The sequence below is a fragment of the Pseudomonas sp. SWRI179 genome (assembly GCF_014268705.1).
Lineage (GTDB): Bacteria > Pseudomonadota > Gammaproteobacteria > Pseudomonadales > Pseudomonadaceae > Aquipseudomonas > Aquipseudomonas zanjanensis.
The window spans coordinates 17836-29945 of record NZ_JABWRA010000031.1 but is presented as its reverse complement, the minus strand read 5'-3'; the positions used below and the strand labels follow the sequence as shown (position 1 = coordinate 29945).

Below are 12110 nucleotides of genomic sequence, written 5' to 3'. Positions count from 1 at the left end.
ATAAGGCCAATCAATGCCGCCTAACGGACATCAGCAGCTGGAACGCCATATCCCCGACCTGGCGCAATTGCCGAGGCCGTTGTACGCCCGTGTCGAAAGCCTGAGTGCCGGTTCCTGGACCCAAGCCCATCGTCATGATTGGGTGCAGTTTTCCTACGCCATCAGCGGCGTTCTTGGCGTACACACCGCCGCCGGCAGTTTTTTTGCCCCGCCACAACGGGGTATCTGGATTCCGGCGGACCTGGAGCATCAGGTGGTGACCTCGACCCGGGCGGAAATGCGCAGTCTGTACGTCCATCGCCACGCTTGCCCCTGGGCCGATGAGCGCTGTCGGGTGCTGGAGGTCACGCCACTGGCCCGTGAACTGATCAAGGTGTTCTGTCAGCTGCCGGTCGATTATCCCCAGGGTAATACCCAGGAAGAACGGCTGGTGCAGGTGCTGCTGGATCAGTTGGCGACGCTGCCGGAGGTGGGATTTTCCTTGCCACTGCCGCGACATGCCCGCTTGCTGGCGCTGTGCAACGAATTAATCGAACAGCCCGAACAGAACGTCACCTTGCACGCTTGGTCCGAGCGTCTGGGCACGTCGGAAAAAACCCTGATGCGTCTATTCCAGCGCGAGACCGGCCTGAGCTTTCGGGCCTGGCGCCAGCGCATGCGTTTGTTGTCGTCCCTGGGCTCGTTGGAGAAAGGCGACAGCGTTACCAGCGCCGCGTTGTCCTGTGGGTATGATTCAACGTCCGCGTTCATTGCCGCGTTCAAGGGGATGTTCGGGTTTACCCCGGGGGAGTTGTTCAAGCATTGAGTCGCCGCACTGGCCTACGGCGGCTGTAGGCATGGCTGTCAGCTCTTGTCGCAAATACCTGGGCATTCAGTTGCCAACGCCAGGTCCGGTCTCGGCTATGATTTGGCGCGGTCGATAATCCGGCACATTGTGTGCATCACCGGTTCATAGGTCGGCAACCCCTCCCCGTGGAGCAAGGATTGCCGTATAACGACTGTCATTCGCGTGTTTGGTAATAAAGGACCCACAATAAAAGCTGATGAAGACTCCAAAACGCATTGAACCCCTGATCGAGGACGGTCTGGTCGACGAGGTGCTGCGCCCACTCATGAGTGGTAAAGAAGCAGCTGTTTATGTGGTGCGCTGCGGCAACGAGCTACGTTGCGCGAAGGTCTACAAGGAGGCGAACAAGCGAAGTTTTCGTCAGGCGGCCGAATATCAGGAAGGCCGCAAGGTGCGCAACAGCCGTCAGGCCCGGGCCATGGCCAAGGGCTCGAAGTTCGGGCGCAAGGAAACCGAGGACGCCTGGCAGAATGCCGAAGTGGCGGCCCTGTTCCGCCTGGCGAGCGCGGGTGTGCGTGTGCCCAAGCCGTACGACTTCCTCGAAGGCGTGCTGCTGATGGAGCTGGTGGCCGACGAGTATGGCGATGCGGCACCGCGCTTGAACGATGTGGTGCTGGAGCCGGACCAGGCCCGTGAATATCACGCCTATCTGATTTCCCAGATCGTGCTGATGCTGTGTACCGGTCTGGTGCATGGTGACCTGTCGGAGTTCAACGTCCTGCTCACGCCAACGGGACCGGTGATCATCGACCTGCCACAAGCCGTAGATGCCGCGGGTAACAACCATGCCTTCAGCATGTTGGAGCGGGACGTGGGCAATATGGCGTCCTACTTCGGCCGGTTCGCCCCGGAGCTCAAGCGCACCAAGTACGCGAAGGAAATGTGGGCACTGTACGAAGCCGGCACCCTGCACCCGGCCAGCGTGCTGACCGGCGAGTTCGACGAGCCGGAAGAGCTGGCGGATGTCGGCGGGATCATGCGTGAAATCGAGGCTGCACGCCTGGACGAAGAACGCCGCCAGGCGGTCCGCGCCGCCGACGATGCACCGCCCGGCAAGACCGAAGAACCACCGCCGCCGTGGATGCAATGATCGGTTGAACAAAAAACCGGCCAATGGCCGGGTTTTTTGTGGCCCTAAAACAGCCCCACCGCCCATCCCCTGTGGCGCAACCCTCCTTGTGGGAGCGGGCTTGCTCGCGAAAGCGGTGGGTCAGCTTGGATCAATGTTGAATGTGCCGCCGCCTTCGCGAGCAAGCCCGCTCCCACAGAGGTTTTGTGTTGGAGCTCGAATCTGATGTCCCCCACCAAGCCCCCTGTGGGAGCGGGCTTGCTCGCGAAAGCGATGTGCATGGATGTTGAATGGGCAACCGTCTTCGCGAGCAGGCTCGCTCCCACAGGGCGGTTGGCATCAATTCTTACAGCACCCCGACGCCAGTTCCTTGAGGATCGGACAGTCCGGGCGGTGGTCGCCGTGGCAGTGTTCGACCAGGTCTTGCAGGGTGTCGCGCAGTTCGGCCAACTCGCGGATTTTCTGGTTCAGCTCATCGATGTGTTGCCGGGCCAGGGCCTTGACGTCGGCGCTGGCGCGTTGGCGGTCTTGCCAGAGGGTCAGCAGTTTGCCGACCTCTTCCAGGGAAAATCCCAAGTCGCGGGAGCGCTTGATGAACGCCAGGGTGTGCAGGTCATCGGTGCCGTAGATCCGGTAACCGCTGTCGGTACGATGTGCAGCCTTGAGCAGGCCGATGGATTCGTAATAACGGATCATCTTCGCGCTCAGGCCGCTCTGGCGGGCCGCTTGGCCGATGTTCATCGCTTGTCCTCCAATGGCTTGGGTGTCCAGAACTTCAACAGTAACGCATTGCTCACCACGCTGACGCTCGACAGCGCCATGGCCGCGCCGGCCAGCACCGGGTTGAGAAAACCGAACGCCGCCAGGGGGATGCCGATCAGGTTATAGATAAACGCCCAGAACAGGTTCTGGCGGATCTTGGCGTAGGTCTTGCGGCTGATGTCCAGCGCCGCCGGCACCAGGCGCGGATCGCCGCGCATGAGGGTGATGCCCGCGGCATGCATCGCCACATCGGTGCCGCCGCCCATGGCAATGCCAATGTCGGCGGCGGCCAGGGCCGGGGCGTCGTTGATGCCGTCGCCCACCATCGCCACCACCGAATGGCGCTTCAATTGTTGGACGATGGCGGATTTATCCGCCGGCAGTACCTCGGCATGGACATTGGAAATCTCCAGCGCCTGGGCCACTACTCGGGCGCTACCTTGGTTGTCGCCGGTGAGCAGGTGGCTGGCGATGTGCTGTTCATCCAAGGCTTGTACGGCTGCCAGAGCACCAGGCTTGAGGGTGTCACCGAAGGCAAACAGGCCTAGCATCCGCGGCACTTCGCCTTGTTCGATCAGCCAGGACAACGTGCGCCCTTCGGTTTCCCAAACCTGCGCAGATTCGGCCAGCGAACCGGGCTCCAGACCCCGTTCTTCAAGCAGACGACGATTGCCCAAGGCCAGGCGGCGCCCGTCGAGGCTGCCGGCAATACCGCGTCCGGCCAGGGACTGGCTGTCGCTGACATCCGGCACGTGCAGGCCGCGCTCGGCGCAGGCATCCAGTACCGCTTTGGCCAGCGGATGTTCGCTGCCGCGTTGCAGCGCCCCGGCCATTTTCAGCAGCGCGTCCTCGTCGCCGTCGAGGGCGGTCAGGTGGGCGATGCGGGGCGTGCCGGAGGTGAGGGTGCCGGTCTTGTCGAACACCACGGTCGTGACTTCATGGGCGCGCTCCAAGGCCCCGGCGTCCTTGATCAGAATCCCGTGGCGCGCAGCCACACCGGTGCCAGCCATGATCGCCGTGGGCGTCGCCAGGCCCAGGGCGCAGGGGCAGGCGATTACCAGCACCGCAACGGCGTTGATCAACGCGGTTTCCAGTGGGGCTCCGTACAGCCACCAGCCGATCAATGTCGCCAGGGCCAGCACCAGCACCACCGGCACGAAGACCTGGCTGACTTTATCCACCAGTTTCTGGATTGGCGCCTTGGCGGCCTGGGCGTCTTCCACCAGGCGGATGATGCGCGCCAGAACGGTTTCGGCGCCCAAGGCTTGCGTGCGGACCAGCAGCCGGCCTTCGCCATTGATAGCGCCACCCGTGACTTTGTCGCCGGGCTGCTTGGGCACCGGCAGGCTTTCGCCGCTGATCAGCGCTTCGTCGGCATGGCTCTGGCCTTCCAGCACTTCACCGTCCACCGGGAAGCGTTCGCCGGGCTTGACCAGCACCCGGTCATTCAAGCGCAGGGCGCTGATGGCAACGTCCCGCTCCTGGCCATCGATCACCTGGATCGCCCGCTCCGGGCGCAAGGCTTCGAGGGCGCGGATGGCGCTGGCGGTCTGGCGCTTGGCGCGGCTTTCCAGGTATTTGCCGAGCAGCACCAGGGCAATCACCACCGCCGAGGCCTCGAAATACAGGTGTGGCATGCCGCCGGGACGGGCGATCGCCCATTCATACACGCTCAAGCCATAGCCGGCGCTCGTACCCAGGGCCACCAGCAGGTCCATGTTCCCGGCACCGGCCCGCACGGCCTTGAAGGCGGCGACGTAGAACCGCGCGCCGAAGATGAATTGCACCGGCGTCGCCAGGGCGAACTGCACCCAGGCCGGAAGCATCCAATGCACGCCGAACGGCTGCAGCAACATGGGCAGCACCAACGGCACGGATAGCAGGATCGCCAGCACCAGTGCCAGGCGTTCACGATTCAGGCGGTGGTTCTGGGTATCGGCGGCCCGCTCGGCCTGCCAGACCGTGGCGTCGTAGCCCGCGCGCTTGACCGCATCGATCAGGATTTGCGCATCCACGTGGCCGAGCAGTTCGAGATGGGCTCGCTCGTTGGCCAGATTGACGTTGACGTTGTTCACGCCATCGACCTTGTCCAGGGCGCGTTCGACCCGACCGACACAGGAGGCGCAGGTCATCCCTTCGATGTTCAACTCCAGGGTTTGCACGGGAACGCTATAGCCCGCCTGTTCGACGGCCTGCTTCAAGGCCGGCAGGCTGCCTTTGGGGGCCTGGACTCGGGCCAGTTCCGTCGCCAGGTTGACGCTGACAGCACGGGTACCGGCGACTTTGCTCAAGGCTCGCTCGACCCGCCCGGCGCAACTGGCACAGGTCATCCCGGCAATGGGTAGATCGAACGTGGTGGATTCGGACATGGGTCAGGCTCCCTGTAGTGAATGACTACAGGATCAACCTTGCCATGCTGGCAAGGTCAAGCGCCAATCCAAAACAGCGTTGCCGATCCCTGATCTGGGGAGTTGGCTCTGTGGGAGCAAAGCTCGCTCCCACAGGGGTTGGCAACCACAAGATGGGGGTGTCAGTAACCGAGCCCAGCCTGCTTGAGGTACATGCCTTGTTCATTCATGGCGATGCGGAACTTCAAGATGTCACCGGCCTTGAGGGTGATGTTCTGAGACCCTGGCGCGAGCATGCCCGGATTACAACCCGGCGCCTGCCCCGGCAGCAACTTCAGGCGCAAGGAGACTTGACCTGGCGGCAGGTTGAACGAGGTGCTTTGCTCCTGGAACAGCCGGGCCGAGAGTTGGTCCTGGATATAGATGCCGATTTCGCAATTGGTCGACACCTCCAGGCGCTCGCGGGAAATGATCAACACGCCATAGTCTTCGCCGGCGGCCGAGGCCTGGGGCGCTACCGCTGAAAGACCGAGCATGCAAAACAGGCTGAACGCTGACCAGCGCATGGCTGAACCTCCGGTGTGAAATCCTTGATGTGTGCAGCTTGGCTGAGGGCGAGGCCGATTGCCAGCCCGGCAGTTTTTGTCAGAACTTGACCTTTCCGTCGTGGCAAGCTTGAGACTGGCGGCAACCTCAATCCCAAGGAGTCATCTCATGCAAACTTTTAATGTCGAGGGCATGTCCTGCGGTCACTGCGTCAAGGCCATCACCGAGGCGGTCCAGGCCAAGGATCCGGCGGCTGACGTGCGCGTCGACCTGGGCGCGAAGACCGTCCAGGTCCAGAGTTCGTTGCCGGCCGATGCCGTGGTCGCGGCCATCAAGGAAGAGGGTTATGGGATCAGTGTGGCTTGAGTTTTTTTAATCGTTAGCGACCTATCGGAATGTTCAAGAGCGCCCGGCACGGCTAGACTGTCGGGCTGTCGAACGACGCCTGAGCTGGACGCCCGATGAACCTCCGTACGATTCTGATTCTTGGCGCCTTGAGCGCTTTCGGTCCCTTGGCGATCGATTTCTACCTGCCCGCCTTTCCGGCGATGGCCACGGCCTTCGGTACTGACGAAAAACACATCCAGCTGACCCTGGCGGCCTATTTCCTCGGCTTGTCCATCGGGCAGTTGGCCTATGGGCCTGTGGCGGACCGCTTCGGACGGCGGATTCCGCTGCTGACGGGCGTCGGCCTGTTCACCCTGGCGTCCCTGGCCTGCGCCTATGCGCCAAACCTCGAATGGCTGATTGGCGCCCGCTTCGTCCAGGCCTTGGGCGGCTGCGCCGGGATGGTGATTTCCCGGGCCGTGGTCAGTGACAAATGCGACGCGGTGGGCTCGGCGAAGGTGTTTTCGCAACTGATGCTGGTGATGGGCCTGGCGCCGATTCTCGCGCCGATGCTGGGTGGGTTGCTGGTGAACCTGCATGGCTGGCAGTCGATCTTCATTGCCCTGACCGTGTTCAGCGCATTGGCGTCGACGGCGGTGGCCTTGTGGTTGCCGGAAAGCTTGCCGGACCATGTGCCACGCCCCCCTTTGTCGGGCGCGTTGCGCCAGTATGGCCGATTATTGACCGACGCCGTCTACCTCGGCCATGCGCTGACGGGGGGCATCGCTATCGCTGGGATGTTTGCCTACATCGCCGGTTCGCCTTTCGTCTTCATCAAGCTCTACGGTGTACCGGCCGAACATTTCGGTTGGCTGTTCGGCACCAACGCGGCGGGCTTCATCCTGGTTGCCCAGGTCAACGCCCGGTTGCTGTCCAAGCGCGGCCCGGCGTTCCTGTTGAACCGCGCGGTATGGGTCTACCTGGGGGCGGGGCTGAGCCTGCTGGCGGTCAGTTCATTGCAACCTGCGCAGTTGTGGCCGCTGCTGGTCCCACTGTTTATCTGCATCGCCAGCCTGGGTTGCATCCTTCCCAATGCCTCGGCCTGCGCCATGAACGGGCAGGGCGCCCGGGCCGGCAGTGCCTCGGCGATGCTGGGATGCCTGCAGTTTTCCGTGGCGGCGGGAGCCGCTGCGTTGGTCGCTGCATTGCATGACGGCACCGCTGTGCCGATGGCCTTGGTCATAAGCCTTTGCGGGTTATTGGTGGTGGCTGCCGCCATGCTCACCCGTCGTCTGCAAAACGCCCGGGCACTGGTCCAGGCCAGTCGCGAAGGCTGACTCAGCCGGCCGCGCGCTGCTGTTGTTCGGGGAAACGATGGGGCGCGTGGATCCGCGCCTGCAAGGTCGTGGCAAAAGCCTGGGCTTCGGCCTCGGTACGGAAGGTGACGACGTGCTGGTCAAGACGCACTTGCCATTGAGATTTTGCCACTTCTTTTATCAGGATCTTCATTGCTGACCTCCTCACGAAAAGATTGCGTTGCAAAGGCCTCGAGTGTAGACCCGAATGCGATCGCATTTGTGACAAGGATCAACTCTCAGACTGACGGTTAGTCGCCGGCTAATGAGGCAATCACTGTGGCGAGGGAGCTTGCTCCCGCTCGGTTGCGCAGCAACCGCAAAAACCAGGGGCCGCTACGCAGCCCAGCGGGAGCAAGCTCCCTCGCCACGGGATTGTTAGCGGGGCGACCGCCGTGTTCGGTCAGAAGCCCTCGAGCACAATCTTGCCCTTGGCCTGGCCGCTTTCCAGCAAGGCATGGGCCCGACGCAGGTTTTCGGCGTTGATGGTGCCGAAATGCTCGCCCACCGTGGTCTTCAGCGTGCCGGCGTCGATCAGGGCGGCCACGCGATTGAGCAGCTTGTGCTGTTCAAGCATGTCGGCCGTTTCGAACAGCGAGCGGGTGTACATGAATTCCCAATGCAACGACAGGCTCTTGCGCTTGAGCTTGGTCACGTCCAGCGCCTTGGGGTCGTCGATCAGCGCCAGCTTGCCCTGGGGTGCGAGGGCTTCGACCAGTTGGTCCAGATGCTGGTCGGTCTGGGTCAGGCTGGCGACGTGAGTCACCTGGGGCTGGCCCGCTTCTTTCAATACTTCGCTCAAAGGGCGGCTGTGGTCGATCACCAGGTCAGCACCCAGGCTGCGCACCCATTCCTGGGTTTGCGCACGGGACGCGGTGCCAATCACCTTCAACCCGGTGAGTTGGTGGGCCAGTTGCGTCAGGATCGAACCCACGCCTCCCGCCGCGCCGACGATCAACAGGCTCTGACCCTGGTCATCCTGGTCTTCCTGGATGTGCAGGCGCTCGAACAACAGTTCCCAAGCGGTAATGGCCGTCAGCGGCAGCGCCGCAGCGTCGGCGAAACCGAGGGTCTTGGGCATATGGCCGACGATGCGTTCATCCACCACATGCAGCTCGCTGTTGCCACCGGCCCGGGCGATGGAACCGGCGTAGAACACCTTGTCCCCGGCTTTGAATAGCGTGACCTCGCTGCCGACTGCCTTGACCACGCCGGCCACGTCCCAGCCCAGCACCTTGGCGGTGCCACCTTCGGGCTGGACGTTCTGGCGGACCTTGGTGTCCACCGGATTGACCGAAATGGCCTTGACCTCCACCAGCAGGTCCCGGGGGCCTGCGACCGGTTCCGGCAGCTCGATGTCCTGGAGCGATTGCGGGTCGGTGATGGGCAACGAATGGTAGTAAGCGATGGCTTTCATGAAGCGGCTCCGTGAGGTGAGTTTCGATGAAGGCCATGTTTAGCTATTTATCACCGAGATAAAACCGGCTAAAACAACAGGCTCTTTCAATAATATTTTGATAATGGAGTCGTCATGCTTCGCTTCGATGACTTGCAATTGTTTGTCCGGGCGGCGGACCTGGGCAGTCTCTCGGCGGCAGCCAGGGTCATGGACCTGTCGGCGGCGGTGGCCAGTGCCGCGTTGAAACGGATCGAACAGCACCTTGGTGCGCGGCTGTTGGCCCGTTCCACCCGCAGCCTGCGCCTGACGGCCGAAGGCGAGGGGTTTCTCGAATACGCCCGTGCCGCGTTGAGCAGTCTCGACGAAGGACGGCGGTTATTGACCAGCGGCCAGGATCAGGTCAGCGGGGTGTTGCAGTTGTCCGCGCCCTCGGACCTGGGGCGCAACCTGCTGTTGCCCTGGCTGGATGAGTTCCAGCGCGAGCATCCCGGGCTGACGGTGCGGCTGCTGCTGGGAGATCGCATGGCCGACTTGTTCAAGCAGCCGGTGGACATCGCCCTGCGTTATGGCGAGCCGGAAGATTCAAGCCTGGTGGCCTTGCCCGTCGCCCCGGATAACCGCCGGGTGCTGTGTGCGTCGCCAGACTATCTGGCGCGCCAGGGTGAACCTCATCAACTGGAACAACTGGCCCAGCACAACTGCCTGTTGTACATGCTGGGCAGCCGGATCCATGACCGATGGGTCTTTCATGACGGCAAACGGGAGGTGAGCCTCACCGTCGGCGGCGATCGCTTCAGTGATGACGCTGATGTGGTGCGCCGCTGGGCGGTGGCGGGGGCCGGGATTGCCTACAAGTCGTGGCTGGATGTGTCCACCGACGTACTGGCCGGGCGCTTGAAAATCCTCTTGCCGCACCTGCAATGCGAGCGCGCGCCCCTCAATCTGCTGTGTGCCCACCGGGCGCAATTGAGCAAACCCATCAACCTTTTGCGCGACATGCTCCGGGACCGCTGCGGTGAGTTGACGGCTCGATTTCCACTCCCGGCGGGGGCGGGCCATTAGTCGCACGCAATTAGAGACTTTTCCCTCACGAACAATCGCCTCCAAAGGTTTCCGGAGGACAGGAAAGCGCGGTCACCGCGCTTATACTAGTGACCGCCTGCGCCAGAGCAGTAGACGAATGATTCAACAGGGAGTGAATACATGGAACATGCACCTTGCATCAGCCAGATCGCCACGCTGCTGGCTGACCCCAAGCGCAGCGCAATGATGTGGGCCTTGATGGACGGCACGGCCCGCCAGGCCGAGGAGCTGGCGTTGCTCGCCGGATTGTCGCCGTCCTCGGCCAATGCGCACCTGGGGCGCTTGTCCGCGGGAGGTCTGTTGAAAGTCGAGGCCCGGGGCCGCAAGCGGTTCTTCCGCCTGGCCGCGCCTGAAATCGGCGCCGCCGTCGAAGCGCTGGCCAGCGCGACCCTGGTCAGTACGCCACGGAAGATTCCGGAGGTCTTCAGGCGCCGGGTGATGCCGACCAAGGCCCCGTCGGTCCCCGCTTCGTTGATGCGGGCCAGGCTGTGCGACGACCACCTGGGGGGAACCCTGGCGGCCGACCTCTACCAGCGCCTGCTGGACGCCGGATGGATCGAGCAGTTCGAACAAAGGGTGATCGTCACGCACAAGGGTGCCAATCAACTGGCCGAGCGGGGCTTGTTCATCCAGGCCCTGGCTTATCGCAATGCCCGTATCGCGTGCCCCTGCCCGGACTGGAGCGAGCGTCGTCCGCACCTGGGGGGCGCGCTGGGGGCGGCGTTGTTGCAACTGTTCATGCAGTCAGGTTGGCTGGCCTTGCCCAACGATTCGAGGGCCTTGCAGGTGACGACGCTCGGCCAGCAGGAAATCCACCGGTTCGCCCGGCAGGATGCCGTGGAGATGGCGTTCTAGGGAACTGGCACGTCGTTCAGGGCTGTCGACAGGTCGTATTCAGCAATAGCCGCTCGCAAGGTTCGCGCACACTCGGTCCGGGGAATTCTCGGATTGGGGAGGCAGCATGGACACTCACGGTTACAGCGCGGCGGAACGCCTGGAGCGGTTACCCATCAGTGGGTATCACCGGGTGATTTTCATCATCATTGCCCTGGCGTTTTTCTTCGACTCGATGGACCTGGCAATGATGACGTTCCTGCTGGGCTCGATCAAAACCGAGTTCGGCCTGAGCACCGCCCAGGCCGGTTTGCTCGCCAGCTCCAGCTTCTTCGGCATGGTGCTGGGGGCGTCGCTGTCGGGCATGCTGGCCGATCGGTTCGGGCGCAAGCCGGTGTTCCAGTGGAGCATCGTGTTGTGGGGCATTGCCAGTTACCTGTGCTCCACCGCCCAGGATGTCGAGACCTTGACGCTGTTTCGCGTCCTGCTGGGTATCGGCATGGGCATGGAGTTTCCGATTGCCCAGTCGATGCTGTCGGAGTTGATCCCGGCCAAGCGTCGAGGGCGCTACATCGCCTTGATGGATGGCTTTTGGCCCCTGGGCTTCGTGGCGGCGGGGGTGCTGTCGTATTTCCTGCTGCCGGTGATCGGCTGGCGCGACATCTTCCTGGTGCTGGCGGTGCCGGCGGTGTTTGTCCTGGCGATTCGCTTCTTCATTCCCGAGTCGCCGCGCTGGCTGGAACAGGCCGGTCGGGGTGACGAAGCGGACGCGGTGCTCAAGCGGATCGAAGACAAGGTCCGGACCTCGCTCGGACGTCGCGATCTGCCGGAGCCGATCCGCCTGCCAAGGGTGGAGAGTGTGCCGGGCAATTTCTTTTCGGCCCTGGCGCAGATCTGGTCGCCGCTGTATCGCCAGCGCACGATGATGATCTGGAGCGTCTGGTTCTTTGCCTTGCTCGGTTTTTATGGCCTGACGTCCTGGCTCAGCGCACTGTTGCAGCAGTCGGGGTTCGCCGTGACCCAGTCGGTGTATTACACCGTGGTGATTTCCCTGGGCGGGATTCCCGGCTTCCTGATGGCGGCCTGGCTGGTGGAGCGTTGGGGCCGCAAGCCGGTGTGCATCATCACGTTGCTGGGCGGCGGGGTGATGGCGTTTCTGTATGGGCAGAGCGCGGTGTTTGGCGGTAACGTCGGGCTGCTGATCGGCACCGGGTTGCTGATGCAGTTTTTCCTGTTCGGCATGTGGGCGGTGCTCTACACCTACACGCCGGAGTTGTACCCGACCTCCGCCCGGGCCACCGGCTCGGGTTTTGCTTCAGCGGTTGGGCGTATCGGTTCGCTGCTCGGCCCCTTGGTGACCGGCCTGGTGTTTCCCATCACCGGCCAGGGCGGCGTATTCGCCCTGGGCGCGCTGTGCTTCGCCGTGGCGGCGGGGGTGGTCTGGTTGTTCGGGATGGAAACCCGGGGCAAGACGTTGGAAGAGTTGAGCGAGGCTACTGTCGCCGATTAAACACGATCCCCTGTGGGAGCGGGCTTGCTC

Annotated in this window: 12 protein-coding genes; 7 read left to right on the top strand and 5 right to left on the bottom strand. The window is 62.9% G+C overall.

Translation table 11 applies throughout. The features are described from left to right. Positions 1-13: 13 nt before the first annotated feature. Positions 14-805, top strand: a complete 792-nt coding sequence (locus HU767_RS17940; protein ID WP_186707926.1) for a helix-turn-helix transcriptional regulator — start codon at positions 14-16, stop codon at positions 803-805. A gap of 238 nt (positions 806-1043) precedes the next feature. Beyond that, positions 1044-1937, top strand: a complete 894-nt coding sequence (locus HU767_RS17935; RefSeq protein WP_014336406.1) for a PA4780 family RIO1-like protein kinase — start codon at positions 1044-1046, stop codon at positions 1935-1937. Between the two features lie 318 nt (positions 1938-2255). Here HU767_RS17935 and cueR read toward each other — a convergent pair whose 3' ends face one another. From cueR to HU767_RS17920, 3 genes are all read right to left on the bottom strand, one after another. Further along, the gene (gene cueR / locus HU767_RS17930; RefSeq protein ID WP_109752292.1) at positions 2256-2657 is read right to left on the bottom strand and encodes a Cu(I)-responsive transcriptional regulator; all 402 of its coding nucleotides are present in this window, start codon (positions 2655-2657) and stop codon (positions 2256-2258) included. Next, positions 2654-5047 carry a heavy metal translocating P-type ATPase gene (locus HU767_RS17925; protein ID WP_186730134.1) on the bottom strand — a complete coding sequence of 798 codons (2394 nt, stop codon included), beginning with the start codon at positions 5045-5047 and terminating at the stop codon, positions 2654-2656. The genes cueR and HU767_RS17925 overlap by 4 nt, the downstream gene beginning before the upstream one ends. Before the next feature lie 161 nt (positions 5048-5208). After that, entirely contained in the window at positions 5209-5592 is a 384-nt protein-coding gene (locus HU767_RS17920) for a hypothetical protein (protein ID WP_186730133.1), read from the bottom strand. 148 nt (positions 5593-5740) lie between these two features. On the opposite strand from HU767_RS17920, the gene HU767_RS17915 reads away from it, so the two are divergent. Together HU767_RS17915 and HU767_RS17910 are read left to right on the top strand one after the other, a co-directional pair. Next, positions 5741-5938, top strand: a complete 198-nt coding sequence (locus HU767_RS17915) for a cation transporter (protein WP_186707934.1) — start codon at positions 5741-5743, stop codon at positions 5936-5938. 95 nt (positions 5939-6033) lie between these two features. Beyond that, positions 6034-7236 carry a multidrug effflux MFS transporter gene (locus tag HU767_RS17910; RefSeq protein WP_186730132.1) on the top strand — a complete coding sequence of 401 codons (1203 nt, stop codon included), beginning with the start codon at positions 6034-6036 and terminating at the stop codon, positions 7234-7236. A gap of 1 nt (position 7237) precedes the next feature. Here the strand turns inward: HU767_RS17910 and HU767_RS17905 are convergent, their stop codons facing one another. Further along, on the bottom strand, positions 7238-7408 hold the full coding sequence (locus tag HU767_RS17905; RefSeq protein ID WP_170866862.1) for a hypothetical protein: 171 nt from the start codon (positions 7406-7408) through the stop codon (positions 7238-7240). Positions 7409-7657: 249 nt separating this feature from the next. Beyond that, positions 7658-8671 (bottom strand): zinc-binding alcohol dehydrogenase family protein, encoded by a 1014-nt coding sequence (locus tag HU767_RS17900; protein ID WP_186730131.1) that lies wholly within the window; start codon positions 8669-8671, stop codon positions 7658-7660. A gap of 114 nt (positions 8672-8785) precedes the next feature. Between HU767_RS17900 and HU767_RS17895 the strand changes: the two genes are divergently transcribed. The 3 genes from HU767_RS17895 to HU767_RS17885 all read left to right on the top strand — a co-directional run bounded on the left by HU767_RS17895 (position 8786) and on the right by HU767_RS17885 (position 12080). Beyond that, positions 8786-9715 carry a LysR family transcriptional regulator gene (locus HU767_RS17895; protein ID WP_186730130.1) on the top strand — a complete coding sequence of 310 codons (930 nt, stop codon included), beginning with the start codon at positions 8786-8788 and terminating at the stop codon, positions 9713-9715. Between the two features lie 141 nt (positions 9716-9856). Further along, entirely contained in the window at positions 9857-10591 is a 735-nt protein-coding gene (locus tag HU767_RS17890; RefSeq protein WP_186730129.1) for a helix-turn-helix transcriptional regulator, read from the top strand. A 106-nt stretch (positions 10592-10697) separates the two neighbouring features. Next, on the top strand, positions 10698-12080 hold the full coding sequence (locus tag HU767_RS17885; protein WP_186730128.1) for an MFS transporter: 1383 nt from the start codon (positions 10698-10700) through the stop codon (positions 12078-12080). Positions 12081-12110: the final 30 nt, after the last annotated feature.

Bases quoted from the DNA above. Each gene is read 5' to 3' on its own strand.
- HU767_RS17915 (WP_186707934.1), top strand. From the start codon at position 5,741: ATGCAAACTTTTAATGTCGAGGGCATGTCCTGCGGTCACTGCGTCAAG.
- HU767_RS17935 (WP_014336406.1), top strand. From the start codon at position 1,044: ATGAAGACTCCAAAACGCATTGAACCCCTGATCGAGGACGGTCTGGTC.
- HU767_RS17920 (WP_186730133.1), bottom strand. From the start codon at position 5,592: ATGCGCTGGTCAGCGTTCAGCCTGTTTTGCATGCTCGGTCTTTCAGCG.
- HU767_RS17910 (WP_186730132.1), top strand. From the start codon at position 6,034: ATGAACCTCCGTACGATTCTGATTCTTGGCGCCTTGAGCGCTTTCGGT.
- HU767_RS17895 (WP_186730130.1), top strand. From the start codon at position 8,786: ATGCTTCGCTTCGATGACTTGCAATTGTTTGTCCGGGCGGCGGACCTG.
- HU767_RS17940 (WP_186707926.1), top strand. From the start codon at position 14: ATGCCGCCTAACGGACATCAGCAGCTGGAACGCCATATCCCCGACCTG.
- HU767_RS17900 (WP_186730131.1), bottom strand. From the start codon at position 8,671: ATGAAAGCCATCGCTTACTACCATTCGTTGCCCATCACCGACCCGCAA.
- HU767_RS17885 (WP_186730128.1), top strand. From the start codon at position 10,698: ATGGACACTCACGGTTACAGCGCGGCGGAACGCCTGGAGCGGTTACCC.
- HU767_RS17925 (WP_186730134.1), bottom strand. From the start codon at position 5,047: ATGTCCGAATCCACCACGTTCGATCTACCCATTGCCGGGATGACCTGT.
- cueR (WP_109752292.1), bottom strand. From the start codon at position 2,657: ATGAACATCGGCCAAGCGGCCCGCCAGAGCGGCCTGAGCGCGAAGATG.
- HU767_RS17890 (WP_186730129.1), top strand. From the start codon at position 9,857: ATGGAACATGCACCTTGCATCAGCCAGATCGCCACGCTGCTGGCTGAC.
- HU767_RS17905 (WP_170866862.1), bottom strand. From the start codon at position 7,408: ATGAAGATCCTGATAAAAGAAGTGGCAAAATCTCAATGGCAAGTGCGT.